The 19,821-nt window shown below is 61.9% G+C and carries 16 protein-coding genes and 1 other RNA gene; 9 read left to right on the top strand and 8 right to left on the bottom strand.

Annotated elements, in window-relative coordinates; all coding sequences use genetic code 11:
* The first annotated feature begins 493 nt into the window (after positions 1-493).
* From MOV80_RS17135 to argS, 5 genes are all read left to right on the top strand, one after another.
* Positions 494-1,588 carry a polyamine ABC transporter substrate-binding protein gene (locus MOV80_RS17135; RefSeq protein WP_043593021.1) on the top strand — a complete coding sequence of 365 codons (1,095 nt, stop codon included), beginning with the start codon at positions 494-496 and terminating at the stop codon, positions 1,586-1,588.
* Between the two features lie 314 nt (positions 1,589-1,902).
* Positions 1,903-2,811: an ABC transporter permease subunit gene (locus tag MOV80_RS17130; RefSeq protein ID WP_081574983.1), complete on the top strand. Its 909-nt coding sequence runs from the start codon at positions 1,903-1,905 to the stop codon at positions 2,809-2,811.
* Positions 2,808-3,647 carry an ABC transporter permease subunit gene (locus tag MOV80_RS17125; protein ID WP_019104629.1) on the top strand — a complete coding sequence of 280 codons (840 nt, stop codon included), beginning with the start codon at positions 2,808-2,810 and terminating at the stop codon, positions 3,645-3,647. Before MOV80_RS17130 ends, MOV80_RS17125 begins: the two co-directional genes overlap by 4 nt.
* 112 nt (positions 3,648-3,759) lie before the next feature.
* Positions 3,760-4,794 carry an MBL fold metallo-hydrolase gene (locus tag MOV80_RS17120; RefSeq protein WP_161523963.1) on the top strand — a complete coding sequence of 345 codons (1,035 nt, stop codon included), beginning with the start codon at positions 3,760-3,762 and terminating at the stop codon, positions 4,792-4,794.
* Between the two features lie 167 nt (positions 4,795-4,961).
* Positions 4,962-6,680, top strand: a complete 1,719-nt coding sequence (gene argS / locus MOV80_RS17115) for an arginine--tRNA ligase (RefSeq protein WP_081574986.1) — start codon at positions 4,962-4,964, stop codon at positions 6,678-6,680.
* Between the two features lie 68 nt (positions 6,681-6,748).
* On the opposite strand, the gene MOV80_RS17110 is transcribed toward argS, so the two are convergent.
* From MOV80_RS17110 to ssrA, 4 genes are all read right to left on the bottom strand, one after another.
* Complete coding sequence (locus tag MOV80_RS17110; protein ID WP_019104626.1) at positions 6,749-6,955, bottom strand: hypothetical protein; 207 nt, start codon at positions 6,953-6,955, stop codon at positions 6,749-6,751.
* Between the two features lie 161 nt (positions 6,956-7,116).
* Positions 7,117-8,064, bottom strand: coding sequence for a diguanylate cyclase (locus MOV80_RS17105; protein ID WP_249605338.1), 948 nt, complete (start codon positions 8,062-8,064; stop codon positions 7,117-7,119).
* Positions 7,955-8,728 (bottom strand): hypothetical protein, encoded by a 774-nt coding sequence (locus MOV80_RS17100; protein ID WP_161523962.1) that lies wholly within the window; start codon positions 8,726-8,728, stop codon positions 7,955-7,957. Before MOV80_RS17100 ends, MOV80_RS17105 begins: the two co-directional genes overlap by 110 nt.
* A gap of 153 nt (positions 8,729-8,881) precedes the next feature.
* Positions 8,882-9,246, bottom strand: a transfer-messenger RNA (tmRNA) gene (gene ssrA / locus MOV80_RS17095).
* 468 nt (positions 9,247-9,714) lie between these two features.
* Here ssrA and MOV80_RS17090 point away from each other — a divergent pair.
* Positions 9,715-10,158: a hypothetical protein gene (locus MOV80_RS17090; protein ID WP_146176120.1), complete on the top strand. Its 444-nt coding sequence runs from the start codon at positions 9,715-9,717 to the stop codon at positions 10,156-10,158.
* Positions 10,159-10,420: 262 nt separating this feature from the next.
* Here the strand turns inward: MOV80_RS17090 and MOV80_RS17085 are convergent, their stop codons facing one another.
* The 4 genes from MOV80_RS17085 to MOV80_RS17070 form a co-directional block, all read right to left on the bottom strand.
* Positions 10,421-11,521 (bottom strand): two-component system response regulator, encoded by a 1,101-nt coding sequence (locus MOV80_RS17085; RefSeq protein WP_081575626.1) that lies wholly within the window; start codon positions 11,519-11,521, stop codon positions 10,421-10,423.
* A complete protein-coding gene (locus MOV80_RS17080) occupies positions 11,518-14,616 on the bottom strand; it encodes a response regulator (protein WP_161523887.1) in 3,099 nt (1,032 codons plus the stop codon). The genes MOV80_RS17085 and MOV80_RS17080 overlap by 4 nt, the downstream gene beginning before the upstream one ends.
* A 238-nt stretch (positions 14,617-14,854) precedes the next feature.
* Positions 14,855-16,168: an amidohydrolase family protein gene (locus tag MOV80_RS17075; RefSeq protein WP_118267903.1), complete on the bottom strand. Its 1,314-nt coding sequence runs from the start codon at positions 16,166-16,168 to the stop codon at positions 14,855-14,857.
* A 20-nt stretch (positions 16,169-16,188) separates the two neighbouring features.
* A complete protein-coding gene (locus tag MOV80_RS17070) occupies positions 16,189-16,977 on the bottom strand; it encodes a uracil-DNA glycosylase family protein (RefSeq protein ID WP_118267901.1) in 789 nt (262 codons plus the stop codon).
* A gap of 195 nt (positions 16,978-17,172) precedes the next feature.
* Between MOV80_RS17070 and MOV80_RS17065 the strand changes: the two genes are divergently transcribed.
* The 3 genes from MOV80_RS17065 (at position 17,173) to MOV80_RS17055 (ending at position 19,820) form a co-directional block, all read left to right on the top strand.
* Positions 17,173-18,735, top strand: a complete 1,563-nt coding sequence (locus tag MOV80_RS17065) for an alkaline phosphatase D family protein (RefSeq protein ID WP_118267899.1) — start codon at positions 17,173-17,175, stop codon at positions 18,733-18,735.
* Positions 18,736-18,830: 95 nt separating this feature from the next.
* Positions 18,831-19,376 (top strand): TetR/AcrR family transcriptional regulator, encoded by a 546-nt coding sequence (locus MOV80_RS17060; protein ID WP_118267896.1) that lies wholly within the window; start codon positions 18,831-18,833, stop codon positions 19,374-19,376.
* A gap of 132 nt (positions 19,377-19,508) precedes the next feature.
* The gene (locus MOV80_RS17055; protein ID WP_118267894.1) at positions 19,509-19,820 is read left to right on the top strand and encodes an SMR family transporter; all 312 of its coding nucleotides are present in this window, start codon (positions 19,509-19,511) and stop codon (positions 19,818-19,820) included.
* Position 19,821: the final 1 nt, after the last annotated feature.

Here is a 19,821-nt window from a genome sequence, read left to right as displayed (position 1 = left end):
ATGGTTAAAAAGGTAGAGCGTTACAGATAGATGTGTAAATTTTATTAAACACACGCTTGGCGCGGAGAAATGAGAGACAAAAGAGGAGACGATGGATGCCGGCCACCGCCTGTCCAGGGCGAGCCAGCCGGCTTTCCGCACAGGTTTCCCCGGCTCGCGCGTCGTCGTTCCAGTGGCGCGCAGGCCATATTGGCACCTTGACGCTTTGCAAGCTGTCCACGATTTCGCGGACCGGTTCTTACAAATCGTAGCGAACGGACAGCTGGAATCGCGCGCGATGCGGTGTAAGTTGGCAAAGCGGCGCTCGTCGTCCGCAGCGGTCGGCAGCGGCGCTTCGGCGCGCCGACATCGCGTTTGGCCTTGAGCGGCTTTCGCCGCCAGGGGAGAGGGAGCGGCGCCATGGCCCGGCAACGGGCGCAGAGGGCGGCGCTGAACTTGTCGTCGGTCAGGCCGGGCCTACGCCGGCCGCGGCCTTCCATTGAGGAAACCTGTCATGAAGAAGCTGGCTCGCAATCTGTTTTGTTCGCTGCTGCTGCTCCCCGCGATGGGCGCGCAGGCGAAGGACAAGGCGCTGAATGTGTACAACTGGTCGGACTACATCGCCAAGTCCACCATCCCCGGATTTGAAAAACAGAGCGGCATCAAGGTCAAGTACGACGTTTACGACAGCGACGACACCTTGCAGGCCAAGATGCTGACCGGCCGCGCCGGCTACGATGTCGTGGCGCCCACTTCCAATTTCATGGCCAAGCAGATCGAGGCCGGCATCTATATGAAGCTGGACAAGTCCAAGCTGCCCAATCTCGCCAATCTGGACAAGGCGCTGATGGCTAAGATCGTCGACGCGGACCCCGGCAACGCGCACGGCGTTCCCTGGGCCTACGGCACCGACGGCCTGGGTTACAACCTGAACAAGGTCAAGGCGGCGCTGGGCAAGGACGCGCCGTTGGACAGCTGGGATATCCTGTTCGATTCCAAATACGTGTCCAAGCTGAAAGGCTGCGGCGTGTCGGTGCTGGATCAGGCCAACGACGTGTTCGCCGTCGCCTTGCACCATCTGGGCAAGGATCCGAACAGCAAGAACCCCGCCGACTACCAGGCCGCTTTCGAAGCGCTGAAGAAAATCCGCCCCTACATCACCCAGTTCAACTCCTCGGGCTACATCAACGACCTGGCCAACGGCGACATCTGCCTGGCGCTGGGCTTCTCCGGCGACATCAACATCGCCAAGCACCGCGCCCGCGAGGCCAAGCGGCCCTACCAGCTGGCCTATGTGATACCCAAGACCGGCGCGCCGCTGTGGTTCGACGTGATGGTGGTGCCCAAGGACGCGCCGCATCCCGAGGCCGCGCACAAATGGATCAACTACATCCAGTCGCCGGAAGTCAACGCCGCGATCACCAATGAAGTGTTCTATCCCACCGCTAACGCCGCCGCGCGCAAATTCGTGAAGCCGGAAATCGCCAATGATCCGGCGGTGTACCCGCCGGACGCGGTGGTGAAGACGCTGTTCCTGCTCAAGCCCTTGCCGACCGACATCATGCGCCTGCAAAACCGTTTGTGGACGCAGTTGAAGACCGGTCATTGACCGCCGGGCCCGGACGGCTTCCGCCGCGCCGGGCCTGACAAACTCATGCCGACTCGATACCCCGGGACCGCGCCGCGCGGTGCCCTCGGGTGCTTGCGTCCGGCGCAGAATGGAGAGCATGTACCGGGCCATCCAGCAGCCGGCTGTGGGTGGTCTGGAGCCGGCATCCTGGCCTTGCAAACAGTGGCCCGGCCGGACTCCTAGGAGAATTCAAGAGGAAGCCGCCGAGCCACGGCCCGCATCAGACGGGCCGGGCCGTCGGTAAAACAAGCAATGCAAGCCAAGCCGGAACGCGCCGGCCACGTGGTGCTGATATGAAAAGTCTCAAATTAAAACGATGGTTGCCCAGCGGACGAACTACCGTCATCGGCATTCCGTTTCTATTCCTGTTCGTATTCTTTCTATTGCCCTTCCTGCTGGTGGTGGGCATCAGCTTCTCGCAGCAGCAACTGGGCATTCCGCCTTACACCCCGCTCACCAAGCTGGAAGACGATGTCTTCACCATTGCGCTGAATATCAGCCACTACAAGTTCATGCTCAGCGATGACTTGTACTTCGCCACCTACATCAGTTCGGTGAAGATGGCCTTCGTCTCCACGGTGCTGTGTCTGTTGATCGGCTACCCGATGGCCTACTACATCGCCCGCGCCTCCGATCGCGCGCGCGATACCCTGATGATGCTTGTGATCCTGCCGTTCTGGACCTCCTACCTGATCCGGGTCTACGCCTGGATCGGCATTCTGAAGAACGACGGCTTCCTCAATCAGTTCCTGCTGTGGCTGGGCGTCGTCGACACTCCGCTGCGGCTGTACCACACCAATTGGGCGGTGTATATCGGCATGGTGTTCTCTTATCTGCCGTTCATGATCATGCCCTTGTACGCGCATCTAGTGAAAATGGACCTGCGCTTGCTGGAGGCCGCCTACGATCTGGGCGCCAAGCCATGGAAGGCCTTTGTTCAAGTCACTTTGCCGTTGTCCAAGAACGGTATCATCGCTGGCAGCTTGCTGGTGTTCATTCCGGCGGTGGGCGAGTACGTGATTCCGGAACTGCTGGGCGGCTCCGATACGCTGATGATAGGCCGGGTGATGTGGGACGAGTTCTTCAACAATATGGATTGGCCGATGGCGGCGACGGTGACCTGCGCGATGGTGCTGCTGTTGCTGGTGCCGATGGCGCTGTTCCAGCACTACCAAGTCAAGAATATGGAGGCCGCGAAATGATCAAGCCGAACAAGCCGCTGTCTTTTCTGGTGCTGGGCCTGGGCTACGCCTTTCTCTATCTGCCCATCGTGCTGTTGATTCTGTTCTCTTTCAACGAGTCCAAGTTGGTGACGGTGTGGTCCGGCTTCTCCACCAAGTGGTACGCCGCTTTGCTGGAGGACGAAGAGCTGATCAACGCGGCATGGCTTAGCGTCAAGATCGCCCTGATGACCGCCACCGCCTCGGTGGTGATAGGCACGTGGGCCGGTTTTGTGCTGGCGCGTTTTGGCCGTTTCCGCATGTTCCCGTTGTTTGCCGGCATGATCAACGCGCCGCTAGTGATCCCGGAAGTGATCCAGGGCATTTCGCTGTTGCTGCTCTTCGTCGCCATGGAGCAGGCCTTTGGATGGCCGGAGGGAAGGGGGGTGTTCACCATCTGGATAGGTCACGTGATGTTGTGTGTGTCCTATGTCGCTATCGTGGTGCAGTCGCGAGTGCGGGAACTCAATCTTTCGCTGGAAGAGGCCGCGATGGACTTGGGCGCACGGCCGTTGAAGGTGTTCTTCGTGATTACGTTGCCGCTGATTTCGCAGGCGTTGATTTCCGGCTGGCTGCTCTCGTTCACGTTGTCGCTGGACGATCTGGTGCTGACCGCCTTTCTGTCTGGTCCTGGCTCGACCACCTTGCCGATGGTGATCTTTTCGCGGGTGAGGTTGGGTTTGAATCCGGAAATGAACGCGCTAGCCACTTTGTTCATTCTCTTTGTTTCCGTCGGCGTCATCGCCGCCAACTTCTATATGCGCGCGGCGGAGCGGAAGCGCGAGCGTGAAATGAAGCTGGCCTTCGCTCAAGGTTGATTGAGAGCGGGGCGGGCCGGCGCTATCGAGCGGCAGGACGACGGAGCCGGCCGTCTTTTGTTTTCCCTTTTCATCGGCGACAATGCCGGAGTCTTTTCGGTATGGTGACGTCATGTCGCGATTGAAATCCTGGCTGCGGCATCGCTGGCCGCTGCCGGTGTATCGGCCCGATCCGCTACTGCCCCATCATGGAGCGGACGGTTACCGTAATCTGTACCCTTTTCAGCAGCCGAAGCTGGCCGATGTCTTGCGCTGGGAATGGCAGCGCCGCCGCATGCCGGCTGTGCGGCACCGGCTGGAACGCATCCCGCGGCGGGTGCCGGAGCTGGCGGCGTTGAATGGTAACAGAGAGCGGCCCTCGCTGACTTGGGTGGCTCACGCCACTAGCTTCATACAGTTGTGCGGCAAGAACATATTGATTGATCCAGTTTGGTCGCAACGCGCCTCGCCGTTTCAGTGGGCTGGACCTGAGCGGCAGTCGCCTCCTCCGATGGCTTTGCAGGAACTGCCGGCGATCGATCTGGTGCTGATCACCCACAATCATTACGATCACCTCGACTTCAACACCGTGCGCCGGCTGGCGCGCCAAGCGGCTGCTTGCCCGCGCTTCGTCGCGCCGCTGGGTGTGGGAGTGATCCTGCGGCACGCCGGCGTGCCGGCGTCGCGCATCCATGAGCTGGACTGGTGGCAGTGTTACCGGCTGGACGGCGTGGAGGCCGAGTTGACGCCGGCTCACCATTGGAGCAAGCGCTGGATGTTCGGCGACGAAAACCGCGCGCTGTGGGGTGGTTTCGCCGTGCGCGGCGATGGGCTGCAGTTCTGGTATCCAGGCGACACCGGTTATCAGGACCAGCTGTTCCGGCTGATAGGCGAACGCATCGGCTTGGTGGATCTGGCCTTGTTGCCGATAGGCGCTTACGAGCCGCGCTGGTTTCTCAGTCCGCAGCACGTGAATCCGGAGGAGGCTGTGCGAATTTTGCTGGACACCGGGGCGCGAGCCGCCTGGGCAGTGCATTGGGGCAGTTTCATCCTTACCGACGAGCCGCTGGATCGCCCGCAGGACGATCTTGCCGCCGCGCTAGCGCTATGGAATATCTCGCCGGAGGTCTTTAAACGGCCGGCCATGGGCGAAACACGCTGGTTTTGAGTCCGATCTTGGCAGTAAATCCCAAACGTCGTCGTTTGAGGCTTATTTTACCGATGCGGCTTGGCTGCAAGCATTGCCCCTGATGGCAAGCGGGAATACAATCAACAAGTAGTTTTTTTCAGAAGCGAAGACTAATTTTCGTTTTCGCGGCAATTCTTGGGGCTCTAATGACTATTCTTCAACTGATCAATCAACGGGTGCAGGCCGCCCTGGCGGCAGCCGGCGCGCCGGACGCGCCCGCCGTGGTGCAGCCGGCGTCCAAGCCGGAATTCGGCGACTATCAAGCCAACGGCGTGATGGGCGCTGCCAAGCAGCTTAAGACCAACCCGCGCGAACTGGCCCAGAAAGTGGTTGCCGCGCTGGATCTTGCCGGCATCGCCGACAAGGTGGAAATCGCCGGTCCGGGTTTCATCAATATTCATTTAGCCCCTGAATATCTTGCCCGACGAAGCGAAGCCGCCCTGAAAGACGACAAGCTCGGCATCCGTCGCGTTGCGCCGCAGCGCGTGATGGTGGAGTACTCCTCGCCCAACCTGGCCAAGGAAATGCACGTCGGCCACCTGCGTTCCAGCATCATCGGCGACGCGCTGGCCCGTGTGATGGAATTTGTCGGCCACGACGTGGTGCGCGCCAATCACGTGGGCGACTGGGGCACCCAGTTCGGCATGCTGACCGCCTACCTGGTGGAAACCAGCCACGCCGGCGACGCCGAGCTGCAGCTGTCCGACCTGGAAACTTTCTATCGCAACGCCAAAGTGCGTTTTGACGAAAGCGAAGATTTCGCCAACCGCGCCCGCGACTACGTGGTCAAGCTGCAAGGCGGCGACCAGGAAGTGCTCAAGCTGTGGGAGCAGTTCGTCGACGTATCGCTGAAGCATTGCGAAGCCGTGTACCAGAAGCTCAACGTCGGCCTCAAGCGCGAGCATGTGCGCGGCGAATCCTCGTACAACGACGATCTGCCGGTCATCGTCGAGGAGTTGCGCGTGGCCAGCCTGCTGACCGAGGACGACGGCGCCCAAGTCGTGTTCCTGGAAGAGTTCCGCACCCAGGAAGACAAGCCCATGGGCGTGATCATCCAGAAAAAGGATGGCGGCTATCTGTACACCACCACCGATTTGGGCGCGGTGCGCTACCGCCATAAAACCCTGAACCTTGACCGCGTGATCTACGTGGTGGACGCGCGTCAGAGTCAGCACTTCGCCCAGATGTTCTCCATCTGCCGCAAGGCCGGTTTCGCGCCGGACAGCATGAAGCTGGAACATGTCGGTTTCGGCGTGATGATGGGCGATGACGGCAAGCCGTTCAAGACCCGCTCCGGCGGCACGGTCAAGTTGATCGAGCTGTTGCAGGAGGCCGAAGAGCGCGCGTTCGCGTTGGTGTCGGAGAAGAATCCGGATCTGCCGGAAGCCGAGCGCCGCGAGATCGCCGCGGCCGTGGGCATCGGCGCGGTCAAGTACGCCGACTTGTCCAAGAACCGCATGAGCGACTACATCTTCAACTGGGACACCATGCTGGCCTTCGAGGGCAATACCGCGCCCTATCTGCAATACGCTTACACCCGAGTGCAAAGCGTATTCCGCAAGGCAGGCGACTACGACGCCAATGCCGGCATCGTCATTACCGAGCCGGCGGAGAAGCACTTGGCCGCGGCGTTGGCTCAGTTTGAGGATACCTTGCAGGCGGTGGTGGACGGCTGCTATCCACACTACTTGTCCCAGTATCTGTACAACATCGCCACGCTGTTCTCGCGCTTCTACGAGGCTTGCCCCATCCTGAAGAGCGAGGGCGACGTCCGCGCCAGCCGTCTGCAGTTGTCGGCGCTGACAGCCAAGACGCTGAAAACCGGTCTGGATCTGTTGGGCATCAAGGTGCTGGATTCGATGTAAACCGGTTTCCCCGGCTCAAGCATGCCGCCCGCGCTTCGCGCCAGCGGCATTTTTCATGGGGAGGGAGTTCAAGGCGCGGCGGGTGCTTTGCCGACCTTGGTTTCTCCGTTTGCGTCCGCAGTCGGGGCGGCCTCTTCGACGCCCATTGCTTTGTTCGCCGGTGGCTGGATGGAGGCGCCCAGCATTTCCAGCACCTTGGCCATGCCGGCCGGCATGGCCGTGTCGCCGCGTCCCACTTCAACACGGTATTTGGCGGATAGCGTTTGCTTTTTCATGTTCACATCCTTGGAATGGGGGCGGAGGGCAGTCTACGCCGATTGCGATGTCTTTGTCATGGCATTGACTGGGGGGCTTCAAGATGCTCCGCTCTTTGTGTCCAGCGCAACTTGGTTCCGGCCATTGGCCTTGGCGCGGTAAAGCGCCTGGTCGGCGCGTTTCACCACCGCTTCGGGTTGGGCATCGGCGGGGCTGGCCATGGCAAGGCCGATCGTGGCCTGGCCGACATCCGGAGCTTGCGAGCATTCGACGACGGCGCGGATTTTCTCAGCCAGCACCGCGGCGCCCCTGTTGTCTGTATCGGGCAGTAGCAGCAAGAATTCTTCTCCACCGTAGCGAGCGGTGAAATCCGTAAGGCGGCGGTGGTTTTCAGGAGTTGAGCGATGTGACGCAGCACGCGGTCGTCGGCGTCGTGGCCGAAATTGTCGTTGACGCGCTTGAAGTGGTCTACGTCCAGCAGCAGCACTGAATAAGGCATGCCGCTGCGTCCGTAGCGCAGGTGTTCTTCCCGCAGTTGCTCATTGCAGGCCATGCGGTTGTTCAAACCGGTAAGCGCGTCGCTGCGCGCCTGCTGCGCCAGCCGTGTGGCCGTACGCACCAACTCGTGGTTGACCTCGCGCAGGAAGTCGGTGCGCTCCTCCACCAGTTGCTCCAGTTTGGCGTTGATGTCAGTCAGTTCCTGCTTGCGGGCGAGCAGGGCTGTGGCCATGTTCCGCATCGCTTGCGACAACAAGCGCAATTCCTGAGCGCCGCTGGCCAGCGTCCAGTCGGCGTGTTCGTCCCCCTGGCCGATGCGTTGGGCAATGTCGGCCAATTGTTCCAGAGGCCGGCTGAACAGGGCTGCCAGCCGGTAGACGGCAACCATCAGCAGCAAGGTGGCGGCCAGGCCCAGCAGGATCAGGCTAATGCGCAATTGGCTCAGGGGCGCCAGCGCCTGCTGTCGCGGCTGGCGGACGACCACGCGCCAGTTGAGTCCAGCTTCACGGACCCAGGCCTCGCTATACAAATAGTCTTCGCCGTCGGGCCAGGCTCCTAGGTGGAAGTCCCGCCCGGCGGTCAGCGGCGCGGACGCGCGCTCCTTCCCGATTGCTTCGAACGGCGACAGCATATTGTTGTGCTGGTCGATGATGAAGACTTGTTGCGATTTTTTGGCAGGCAGCCGTTCTCGTAACGTTTCTTCCACCCAGGCCAGAGCGCGTGCGTGGCCAGAACGCCGCGAAGCTTGCCCTCGGAGTCGTAAATCGGGGAGGCGAAGTCGACAAAGCGCAGCGGCTCTCCGTTGCGAGAGGCGGAGGGAATGAGCTTGGCCAGTAGCACTGCCTGGTGTATGTCGCCGACAAAGGGGCATGGCGCCCATGGATGAACCAGGGGCGTTTGGCCGCGCTCTGGCCCTGCAACATGCCGCTGGTGGCGGAAACAATATTGCCTTCAGGGTCGGCAATGCCTATCCATGCATAGTAGCGATAAGCGCGTTTGGTGCGTTCCAGGCTTTTGCGCAGATCGTCGCTGTCCAGCGGCGCGCGAACGTAGGCGGGGGTCTGAGCCAGCAGCACGACTTCGCGATAACGTTCCTGCAGATTGGCGGCGATAGCCTTGGCGATGTTGTCCGCCAGCGCATGCATGGCTTCGCCCTGGTTTTGCACGATGCGGCTGCTCAGCATGTGGTCCAGGGATAGCGCGGCCAGCAGCGCCGTGGCGAGAAACAGCGCGCCGAACAGCGCGGTCAGTCGCAGCCGGAAGCTGTCGGGCAAGCTTGGGAGCATGCGGGGCATGGTCGCTTTGCGGGGGTGAGGACGATTGGATTATAGATTGGCTGCGTATTTGGGGCGCCTTGCGAAAAGGGTGGCTCAAAACGACAAAAAACCCCGAAAGCCGTGGGCTATCGGGGTTTCTGAGTTTTCATGACGCGTCATGAAATGGTGTTGTGGTGGAGGCGGCGGGAATCGAACCCGCGTCCGAAAGTCCTCTACAGTGAGTTCTACATACTTAGTCGTGTCATTTGAATTTAACCGCTGCCACGCCGACGGACAGGCTGGACTTTGGCGAGTTACCTATTGTTTCGCACTATGCCAAGTAACCCGACATAGCACTAGCAGATGTAAAGTGACACTACAGGGTTTTGACGCCCCCGGCCCATCTGCGAACCGTTGTAGTGTCTAGCTAGCCCTTAGGCTGCCAGAGCGTAAGTTTCGTCGTTTGCGACTAAATAAACTCAGTGTTTTACGGGGTGACTGAAATCCCGGTATGCCCTCATCTGCTTCGCAACCCTCGTCGAAACCAGGTCGCCCCCAGATAAGAATCCAGATTATATAGACAATGCGAGCCCAAGGCTAGTTCCGCGGCCTTTTTTGTACGAATTCAACCGTTGTCGGGAGGGCTGGAGGGCGGGATCGGCTAGGGATGATGCTTGTCATATGGCTCTGTTTGAAACAGATTGAGTGCTTCTCTTGTGCAAGCCGCGGTCTTAAGGAGAGGACGAAGTCAGGCTGTCGGAAATGAAGACCGTGGTCTAGAGTAGTAGTTTTATTGATGCGCAATGGAGTGTGACGCTCCGGGTTTCGATTATCCTATTTTCATGGGCGAAGTGAGCTTTCCGAAAATTTTAGTGTTTAATTTTTTTTCCATCAGGCGCTGAGTGCGGATGGGCCAATTTCAAATTAATGGGCTTTTTACGCGTGAACATTTGCAACTTCAGTTGGATTGACTATGTTGACTTCATGACTGGCCGCAAATGCGTACTTCTCAGCGAGGAGGAAATATGATGGATAAAGAGGCGCTCAGGCAGGAAGCCATGAGATGGCGAAACTGGTTTAGCAAAGGTCAGCGGCTTTGGAGCTTCGCCCATCATACGGCCATTTTCGGATCGATTCTTTGCAGCGTGGTGGTGGGGGGCTTGCTGCAGGTGCAAGGGCATGATCTCAAGGGTTATTCCACAGTGCTGACTTCAATCGCTGCGGCCTTGTCCAGCTTGGCCGCCGCCGGGGGCTTTGAGCGCAAGTGGAAAAGCAACCGCTTGAGCCGCAGCCGGGTGGATGGTCTGTTGATCGATATTGAGGCAGGTTCGTACAGCATGTCGGAATTGGCTTGTCAATTGAAGGAAATCATTTCCAAGCATGATCTGGACGTGACTAAAAGAGACAGCATGGAGCCCTTGCTGGTGGAGCATAAAACCAGCAGCACCGTTAAATCCCTGCTTTCCTAAGCGGCGTTTCCGTAAATAAAAAAGCGCTGATGGCGGCCATGGCGCTTTGGTTTGAATGTATAACAGTCCTTGTCGTTTATTCGATGCGGACTGTTTTCTTATTGTCGGGTGAATGGTGGCGAGTTTTTGCTAGCTCGCTAGGCGTTCTTAGAACCGCTAACAAAACCTCGCAGAGAACCTGAGCCAAGGGGCGCCGACGCAGGCAGTACCCGTAGTACGATAAGGAGGCGCAACACAGGATCAGGGGTTTTGTTAGCGGGTCTTAGTCGGTATAGCGCTCGGCAATGGCGCGGAAGGTCTCCGTGATGGTCAGGAAGGCGGCGACGATGTCCGGGTCGAAATGATTGCCGCAGCCTTCGCGGATGATGGAGACGGCCTGTTCATGGGGGAAGGGAGGCTTGTAGACGCGGCGGGATATCAAGGCGTCGTATACGTCCGCCACCGCCATGAGCCGGGCGGAGATGGGGATGTCGTCGCCGGCAAGACCCTGAGGGTAGCCGCTGCCGTCCCATTTCTCCTGATGGCTGTACGCGATCTCCTTGGCATGACGCAAAAAACTGCTGGGAGAGTTCAGTAGCTTCTCCGCCGAGGCGATGGTATCGCGCCCCAGCGTGGTGTGGGTTTTCATGATTTCGAACTCTTCCGGCGTCAACTTGCCCGGTTTGAGCAGGATATGGTCCGGAATGCCCACCTTGCCGATATCGTGCAAGGGCGCGGATTTGAACAGCTCTTGAATGGTCTCCTCTTCCAGCGCGGCTTGAAAGCGCGGGTGGCTGCGCAATTGAGTACACAAGGCGAGAACGTAGTGTTGCGTCCGGCGCAGATGGTTGCCCGTTTCATGGTCGCGGGTTTCCGCCAGAGAAGCCAGCGCGAGAATGGTGACGTCCTGGACGACTTGCACTTCGTGGGTGCGGCGTTCCACTTCGCTTTGCAGGAAAGCGGCCTTGTCTTCCAGAAAGTCTGCGGCGGCTTTGAGCCGCAAATGGGTTTTGACCCGGGCCAGCACGATGGGGGGCGAGATAGGTTTGATGATGTAATCCACCGCGCCGGCGTCGAAGCCGGCCTGTTCATTTTCGTTTTCGCCCATCGAGGTGAGAAAGATCACCGGGATCCGCGCGGTGCGCGGATTGGCTTTGACCTGGCGGCAGGTCTCAAAGCCGCCGATGCCGGGCATCATGACATCCAGCAATAGCAGGTCCGGGAGTGTTTCTCCCTCCAAAAGCTCCAGCGCGCGTTCGCCGCTGTTGGCGATTTGGGTTCGGTAGTGGTCTTTGAGCAAACCGTAAAGCAAAGTGAGGTTTTCCGGCGTATCGTCCACGATTAGAACGGTCTGGCGCGGCGCGGCCGGGGCGGAGTCCGTCATCTTGTATTCTCCGGCAAAGGGATGCGCTGGGCAGCCGCGGCGTGGCGCAGCAAGGTCAGAGCGCTGACGAAGTCGAACTGGTTCAGCGCTTTTTCGAAATCGGCGAATTCATTTGGGGCGAGCAAGGCGCGCAGGGACGACGCTTGTTGCAGGAAGAGCTCCAGCGCGTCGCCGTCGCTGGCTGCCAGTAGCGCCGCCAGCCGCAGCAGCAGCGCAGGATCGGCCTGAGCGTCCGCATTTGGCGCGCCGACGCCGGATAAACGGTCTTCCGCTTCCAGGCCGGCGCGCAGCGCCGTCATCACCTGTTCCAGCGCTTGTTCCAGCGGGGCCAGACGGACGGCGCCGCGCGAGCGCAAATCCCGCTCTAGCGCTGCGGCGGCATCCTGAAGTTGTACGCAACCCACATTGCCGCTGACGCCTTTTAGCGTATGCACGGTGCGCTCGGCCTGGACAAAGTCGCCTATTTCCAGTGCAGCCGACAGGCGCGCGGCGGCGTCTGCCTCTTCTGTGACGAATTGGCGCAGCAGATGCAGGTATAGCTCGCGTTTTCCGGCCACGCGTTTCAAGCCGGCTTGTTGATCCAGGCCGGGGATGTCCGGCAGCGCGAGCGCGGACGAGGCGGCGTGCCGGAGCTCCGCACCCGGCGGTATCGGTTTGACCCAACGCAGCAGGGTCTGGAACATCGCATGCGGGTCAATCGGCTTGGCGATGTAGTCGTCCATGCCGGCGTTCATGCAGTCTTCCCGCTCTTCCGACAGCGCGTCTGCCGTCATCGCCAGCACCGGCAAGGAGGAAAACCGCGGATCGGCCTTGATTTGCCGGGTGGCGGATATGCCGTCCAGCACCGGCATTTGAACGTCCATCAGCACCGCGTCGAAGCCCTGCGGCCCCATCGCGGCCAGGCGGGCCAGCGCTTCGCCGCCGTGATTGGCCAAGGTTACCAGCGCGCCGGCGTCGCCCAGCAGTTCTACGGCGATTTGCTGATTCACCAGGTTGTCTTCCACCAGCAGCAGGCGCACGCCGTCCAAGCGCGGCAATTCTTCTGTGAGCGCCACTATGCCGTGATCACGCTGAGGTCCGAACATCGCCAGCACCACGTCGTAGAGCGAAGACAGGCTTACGGGTTTGATCAGAACCGCGTCGCAGCCGCTTAGCTCGCCTTGGGCGCGAACGTCGTCGCGGCCAAAGGCGGTGGCCAGGACAACCTTGATGCTGTGGCTGATGCTGCGAATCTGTGAGATGGTTTCCACCCCGTTCATGCCCGGCATCATCCAGTCTACGAAAACCGCGTCGAACGGCCGGTCCAGATTGGCCTGAGCGATCGCGGCCACGGCCTCCGGCCCGGAGGCGCAGGCGTGAGCGAAAAAGCCCAGCGAGCGCAGTTGGTCGGACAGGATGTCTCGCGCCGACGCGTTGTCGTCCACCACTAGCACGCGCAAGCCCTTGATCTCTCCGGGCAAGCTCTGGCGGCGGGTGTCCACGACGGAGGACACGCCCAGCCAGGCGTTGAACATGAACAGGCTGCCCCATCCGGGGGCGGACTCCACTCGGATCGAGCCTCCCATCAGTTCCACCAGCCGCTTGGCGATGGTCAGGCCCAGGCCGGTGCCGCCAAAGCGGCGTGTGGTGGAGCCGTCCGCCTGGCTGAACGGCTGGAATAGCCGCGCAGCTTGTTCCTCGCTCATGCCGATGCCGGTGTCGTGCACGCAAAAACGCAGATGGACCTTGTCGCCCACTTGTTCCAGCCGGCTGATGATGATGGCCACTTGGCCCTTTTCCGTGAACTTGATCGCGTTGTTGCTCAAATTGATCAGCACTTGGCTGAGCCGCAAGGCGTCGCCCACAAGGCCTTTGGGTACATCCGAGCTCACTTCGAACAGCAATTCCAGAGATTTGTCGGTTGCTTTTTGCGCCACCAGCGAGGACACCGCCTCCAACACATCGTCTAGCCAGAACGGTTCTGCTTCCATTTCCAGCTTGCCGGCTTCCACTTTGGAAAAATCCAGAATGTCGTTGATGATGCCCAGCAGAGAGGTGCCTGCGTTGTGGATTTTGCTGACGTAGTCGCGTTGCTGCCCGGTCAGCTTGGTTTTCAGCGCCAGATAGGACATGCCTATGATGGCGTTCATCGGCGTGCGGATTTCATGGCTCATATTGGCCAAGAACATTGACTTGGCCTGGGTGGCGTCCTCAGCCTGTTGCTTGGCCACGCGCAATTGCCCGGCGCTGTCCGCCAGGCGCGCGTAGAGTAGGCCGTTTTCCAGCAGAAGGATGATCAGCACAAAGCTGGCGGACAGCAGGCCATAGCCGCGGCCGGCGTAAAAGCCCAGGTCGAAGCGGCTGGCGTTGAGCATGGCGGACAAGGCGATGTCGCACAGCCAGGCCGTCATCACGACCGCCAGCCAGACGTCCAGCAAGGTGCGCTTCCAGCGCCGCAACAGCAGCAGCAAGGCCAGCGCGCTGAAGCCCCAAACGGCGGACACCACGCCGAACATGATGGGCGTGTAGCGGCTGCCCTGCATGATAGGGGGGAACCAGGGGTGGCCCAGCGTGGCCAACGCCGTCAACGCTACCATCAGCGCCAGCGAGCCGGCGATGCAGCCCAGCACCGCGGGCAGCGCGCTGGTAAAGCGTTTTGGGCCGTCGTTGCGTTGAGCCAGCAGCGCGTAAGCCAGCACCATCAGCGGAAAGCCGCCGTGCCAGAACATATACATCCAGGCCGTGGTTTGCGGCCCAGCCCCCAATAGGCCGCCCGGCGCGAACACGCCGGGAAAGGTGAGCGCGTGAGCCATTGCCATCAGCGCGGTGAATAAATAGGCCGTGGCCAGGGCCAACAATGCGCGGGCGCGCAAGATCGCGTATTGGCCGAACAATAGCGCCGCGGTGACCAGATCGCACACCGCCATCGCCGCCTGATACGCGGGAATGAAGGCGGGCACTTTGGGCAGGGGCACTTTGGCGAAAGGCAGGGCGCAGATGAACACCAGCATGGACACCAGGATGGCGGCCAGCGCCATCCGGCGCTGCGCCGGGCTGGGCGGCAGCGTGGATAGAAATTCGAATGCGTCGTTGCCGGAGGCGGGCGTTTGCTGCATATGTCGAAGCTCCATCCATCCGCGGATTCCGTGTTTATGAAGCAATCATATTTTGCTGTTTTATAGCATAAGGACTCGCAGGAAGGGATGGAATGTCCATTGCCCAGCCTCGGGTGTCCAAGTGGCGGATAGATTCAAGTTGGCTGCGGAGGGGATGTGAGCGCGTCACCGCACCGATGTTGCCGCGAAGCGCGGAGGGCTTGAACAGCGTGTGAGGAAGGGGGCGATGGGGAGATGCTCAAGGTGCTAGCGGCGCCACGCCGGCGTATACCTTGAGCAGCGCGGCGCGAATGTCGTCCAGCCTTTGCTCGCCCTTGGGCGTCTTTGGAGTTTGCGCGCAGAGCCGCTTGGGCGCGCCGTCCACGGTCAGAGCATCGCAATCGGCGCGGCCGGCCGCAGCCATCGCGTCGTTGTCGCCATACAGCAATTGGCCGCCCACCAGCACCGCGGCCACGTCGCGCAGCCTGGCGTCCAGTAGGGACTGGCCGGAGGTGGCGGCGCGGCTGGACAGGATGACGACGTCGGCCTTCAGGCCGGCGCGCAGCTCGCCGATGTAGTCGTCCAAGGCCAAGGCCTGCGCCGGGTGACTGGTGATCATGGCCACCCAGTCCCGATCCAGTATCGCGCCCTGAAACTGCTGCTGATTGACGCGTTCCGCCACGCGCAGTTCGTCGAACAGATTGTCGCTGCCGGTGGGGTTCCAGTCCAGGCCCAGCGAAACCGGCACGCCGTGGCGCAGGGCGAGGTCGACGCGGGTGGTGCGGCCGTACAAGGCCAGATTGCTTTGCGGGGACCAGATCAGCTTACTGCCTGCCGCGCCCATCTGACGGAACTCCTCGTCGCCGAAGGCGGTGCCATGGATGACGGCGGTGCCGGGGGAGAGCAGGCCCTTGGCCTTGAGTGTGGCGAATTCCGCCAGCGCGTCGGCGTCCACGCCTTCGGCGACGTGGATCAGGAAGGCGCTGGTTTCGTTCCAGTCGATCTTGGGCGCGCCGCCGACGTCCAGGATGAAGGTGCGGACGTGCGCGGAGGAGACGAGCAGGCCGGATTGAGGGTTCTCCGCGTTGCGAACCAGCCCTTGCAGGCAGCGGCTGGCGGGCGATCCCTGGATGGTGGTTACGCCGCTGATCAGGGCCTTGGCCTCGCCATATTTCACCATTTCGCAGATCAGGCCGCGTTTCTTCAATTGATCGTAGGGCCGTTTGAACGCTTTGTAAGAGGCGGAGCGCTGCCATTGCCCGCGGTTTTGGTAGAGCTTGGGCGGTGTCCATTTGGGCAGGGCGTTGTAGGCCACGTGATTGTGGGCGTCGATGAAGCCGGGAAAGACGTAGCCCTCGCTCACCGTCAGCACCGTGGCGCCGGCGGGTTCGACGCAGTCCGCGCCGGCGCAGACGATGCGGTCGCCGGCCAGCACCAGCCGGCCGTCGCTCTCTTGTTCCGCCAGCACCAGGCGGCCGCGGATCACCAGGTTCTCGCCGTCGCCCGGCGTCACCGTCACCCCGGCGTAGGCCGGCAGCAGCGCGGCGCACAGCAGCCATTCCAAGCGTTTCATCTCGCGTTCTCCCGCCGGTTTCAACCCTGGTCCGCTTGCGCCGTCCACAGGATGGAGGCGTTGGCGGCCGGGGTTTTCAGTTTGGCCTGGCCCTTGATCACCCGCGTGGCCATATCGCCCTGGCCCAGCCAGGCCGGCATGCCGAAGGGCAGGTCCGCGGCGGGGATCCGCGCCAGGTCCTGATCGCGGAAACCGGTAAGCGCGTAAGGCGAGGGGTCCGGCGCGGCGCCGGGGTCCGGGCTCAGCAGCGGCGCCAGCGCGGCCAGCGTCTGGTTCCAGGATTTGAGCAGCGCGCCCGGAGAGCGCGCGGTGGGGTGCTGCGGCTGAAACAGCCGCTGCGCGGCCTTGAAGGTGGCCGCGCCGGGCCAGTCGTCCAACACCTTGGCCGCCGCCTTGCCAAAGCCGATCACTGCTTGCAGGCCGGGCTGCTTGAGCTGGTCCAGCAACTGATTGCGCCAGGCGCGCACCGCGGCCTGGTCCATGAAGCCGGCCATCTCGCCGTCGAACTGGCCGTAGATGCTGTACAGGCTGGCGTTGACGATGACGTAGGAACGATCCAGGCCCAGCTTGCGCAGAAAGCCTTGCACCCGTTGGCCGGCGGTGCCGACCATGGCGCGGCGCACCAGGTTTTCGTCGGCGGACGGGTCTTGTCCCACGATCAGCACTTTGGCGCTGCCGTCCAGGCGGCCGCGGTAATAGATGGGCCCCCATTCCAGGCGGAATTTGGCCGGGAGGGCCTGATAGCTGGCCAGCGGAGCGTGCTCGAACAGCGAGGAGAAAGGCGGGGGCGGCCCGGGGTCCCAGAGCATGTGCTTTCCTTTGAACCAGTTGGCGGCGCCCGTTGACGGCAGGCCGGCTGGGAAGGCCGCGGGGCGGGGTGTTTGAGGTATATGCGATCAGGCGCGCGAATGAAATACGTAAAACCCGCTAGCGGGACATCCTGGCGTCATCTTGCCGCGGCAAGATCGGCGTTTTGACCGTCTTGATCGAAACTGGAGAACGCCATGGATCGCCGCCGTTTTTTGAAAACCTCGCTTGCCGGCGGAGGACTGCTGCTGGCCGGGCCGGCGCTGGCCGCGCCGGCCATCGTCACCTCGGACCGGCTGCGCCCGGTTCTGGGCTCCGGCATCCAGATCGGCGATGTGGGCGCGGACCGAGCCATCGTCTGGGCGCGTTCGGACCGGACCGCGCGGCTGGTGGTGGAGTGGGACTGCAGCGAACGCTTCGCCAGCCCGCGCCAGGTGCGCGGGCCTTGGGCGACAGAGGCCGGCGACTTCACCGCGCGCGTGGATCTGAGCGGCTTGCCGGTCGGCGAGCAGCTGTATGTGAGAGCGCGTTTTGAAGACGCCGTCCATCCGCGGGCCTGGTCCGAGCCGGTGGCGGGCCGCTTCCGCACCGTGGCGGAAACGGCGCGCGATCTGCGCTTCGTCTGGTCCGGCGACACCGCCGGCCAGGGCTACGGCATCAACCCGGATTGGGGCGGCATGCGCATTTACGAAACCATGCGCCGGCAGCGTCCGGACTTCTTCGTGCATTGCGGCGACACCATCTACGCCGACGGCCCGATGGCGGCGGAAACCGCGGTGGAGGGCGGCAAGATCTGGCGCAATCTGCTGACGCCGGAAGTGAGCAAGGTGGCGGAGACGCTGGACGAATACCGCGGGCGCTATCGCTACAACCTGATGGACGCCAATGTGCGGCGCTTCGCCGCCGAAGTGCCGCAGATCTGGCAGTGGGACGATCACGAGGTGGTCAACAACTGGTCGGACGGCAAGGACTTGTCCGCCGATCCGCGCTACCGCGAGAAGAACATCGGCGTGCTGCAGGCGCGCGCCACCCGCGCTTTTCTGGAATACGCGCCGATGCGGCTGCACGGCAATCGCGAGGAGGAGCGGGTGTATCGCCACTTGCCGCAGGGGCCGCTGCTGGACGTGTTTGTAGTGGACATGCGCAGCTATCGCGGCGCCAACGGCGCCAATCTGCAGAAGGACGGCGAGCCGGGCGCGGATTTCATGGGCCGGGAGCAATTGCGTTGGCTGCTGGACGGCCTGCAGGCGGCCAAGGGCGTCTGGAAGGCGATCATGGCGGACATGCCGCTGGGCCTGCAGGTGGCCGACGGCAAGAACGCGGACGGCAGCGCGCGCTGGGAGGCGATGGCCAACGGCGATCACGGCCGGCCGCTGGGGCGCGAACTGGAGCTGGCCTGGCTGCTGCGCGAGATCAAGCGCCGCGATATCCGCAATGTGGTGTGGTTCACCGCCGACGTGCATTACACCGCCGCCCATCACTACCATCCGGAGCGCGCCGCCTTCGCGGACTTCGATCCGTTCTGGGAGTTCGTGTCCGGCCCGCTGAACGCCGGCACCTTCGGTCCCAATGCGCTGGACATGACTTTCGGCCCCAAGGTGGTGTACCAGAAAGCGCCGGAGACGCAGAACCTGTCACCCCTGGCGGGCATGCAGTTCTTCGGCCAGGTGGACATAGACGCCCGCAGCCGCGCGATGACGGTGCGGCTGAAGGACGTGGCCGGCCATACCCTGTTCACCCAGGAGTTGACGCCGGCGTGAATGGGCCGCGAGGGCGGGCCGCCCGCCGCGCAATTGACGACGTTTGTTTCGTTTATTAGAATACGTACGTATGTATTCAATAGCGGGAGGGCACAGTGGGCAAACCCAGATCCATCGATCGCAATCAGGTGTTGGACGCCGCGGAAGAGATCATTGAACGCAACGGGGCGGCCGCCCTCACCATAGACGCCGTGGCCAAGGCCGTGGGCATCAGCAAGGGCGGGGTCCAATCCTGTTTCGGCGCCAAGCACAATCTGGTCAACGCCATGCTGGAGCGTTGGGGCAAGCACTACGACGCGTGTTTCGAGAAAACCGCGGGCGCCGCCGCCGAGCAGCTGTCCAGCGTCGAGCAAGTCAAAACCCATGTCCGCATCACCGCGACGGAAGAGGCGTTGATCGCCCGCGCCGCCTGCCATTTGAGTGCGATGCTGGAGTCCAAGGATCAGAAAGACTGGGTGCGGGCCTGGCATGCCGAGCGCCTGGGCAAGCTGGACGTGGCCACCGAGGAGGGCCGCCGCGCGCGCGTGGCCTATCTGGCGGTGGAAGGGGCTTTCATGCTGCGCTATTTCGGCCTGGCGGAGATGAGCGAGCAGGAGTGGCGGGACGCGTTTCATGACATCGAGCAATTGGCGGGGGGCTGACAAGCGCTTCGCTCCCGCCGGAGAGGCGGTGAACGGGTTTCAAGAGCGGCCGGCGAAAACCTGCGTCGCGGCCGAGGCAAGGCGCGGCGCTGGGCGGGATTTCATTATGCTTACGGGGAAGGGCGGTTAAAGATGTTTAGTTGGATGTTGTTGTTGCTCGCCAGCGGGCTGGAAGTGCTGTGGGCGGCGGGTTTGAAGCGTTCGGACAGCGTGTTGGAGTGGTTGGCGACCATCGCCTGCATCATCGGCAGCTTCTCCCTCCTAGTGCTGGTCACCAAAAGAATGGGGGCGTCGACCGCCTATGTGTTTTTTGTGATCTTCGGCACCGTGGGCACTTATCTGCTGGACGTCGCGCTGTTCGGCAAGTCGGTCAGCCCGCTTGCGGTGCTGGCGATCGCGGTGATCCTGTTTTCGGTGGTGCAACTCAAGCAAGTGAAAGACTGAA

It is taken from the genome of Chromobacterium sp. IRSSSOUMB001 (assembly GCF_023507765.1).
Classification (GTDB): Bacteria; Pseudomonadota; Gammaproteobacteria; order Burkholderiales; family Chromobacteriaceae; genus Chromobacterium; species Chromobacterium haemolyticum.
Note: the sequence above shows the minus strand (reverse complement) of the source record. Positions and strands in the feature narration are given on the sequence as shown.

Bases quoted from the DNA above. Each gene is read 5' to 3' on its own strand.
- MOV80_RS17135 (WP_043593021.1), top strand. From the start codon at position 494: ATGAAGAAGCTGGCTCGCAATCTGTTTTGTTCGCTGCTGCTGCTCCCC.
- MOV80_RS17130 (WP_081574983.1), top strand. From the start codon at position 1,903: ATGAAAAGTCTCAAATTAAAACGATGGTTGCCCAGCGGACGAACTACC.
- MOV80_RS17125 (WP_019104629.1), top strand. From the start codon at position 2,808: ATGATCAAGCCGAACAAGCCGCTGTCTTTTCTGGTGCTGGGCCTGGGC.
- MOV80_RS17120 (WP_161523963.1), top strand. From the start codon at position 3,760: ATGTCGCGATTGAAATCCTGGCTGCGGCATCGCTGGCCGCTGCCGGTG.
- argS (WP_081574986.1), top strand. From the start codon at position 4,962: ATGACTATTCTTCAACTGATCAATCAACGGGTGCAGGCCGCCCTGGCG.
- MOV80_RS17110 (WP_019104626.1), bottom strand. From the start codon at position 6,955: ATGAAAAAGCAAACGCTATCCGCCAAATACCGTGTTGAAGTGGGACGC.
- MOV80_RS17105 (WP_249605338.1), bottom strand. From the start codon at position 8,064: ATGCTGTCGCCGTTCGAAGCAATCGGGAAGGAGCGCGCGTCCGCGCCG.
- MOV80_RS17100 (WP_161523962.1), bottom strand. From the start codon at position 8,728: ATGCCCCGCATGCTCCCAAGCTTGCCCGACAGCTTCCGGCTGCGACTG.
- MOV80_RS17090 (WP_146176120.1), top strand. From the start codon at position 9,715: ATGATGGATAAAGAGGCGCTCAGGCAGGAAGCCATGAGATGGCGAAAC.
- MOV80_RS17085 (WP_081575626.1), bottom strand. From the start codon at position 11,521: ATGACGGACTCCGCCCCGGCCGCGCCGCGCCAGACCGTTCTAATCGTG.
- MOV80_RS17080 (WP_161523887.1), bottom strand. From the start codon at position 14,616: ATGCAGCAAACGCCCGCCTCCGGCAACGACGCATTCGAATTTCTATCC.
- MOV80_RS17075 (WP_118267903.1), bottom strand. From the start codon at position 16,168: ATGAAACGCTTGGAATGGCTGCTGTGCGCCGCGCTGCTGCCGGCCTAC.
- MOV80_RS17070 (WP_118267901.1), bottom strand. From the start codon at position 16,977: ATGCTCTGGGACCCCGGGCCGCCCCCGCCTTTCTCCTCGCTGTTCGAG.
- MOV80_RS17065 (WP_118267899.1), top strand. From the start codon at position 17,173: ATGGATCGCCGCCGTTTTTTGAAAACCTCGCTTGCCGGCGGAGGACTG.
- MOV80_RS17055 (WP_118267894.1), top strand. From the start codon at position 19,509: ATGTTTAGTTGGATGTTGTTGTTGCTCGCCAGCGGGCTGGAAGTGCTG.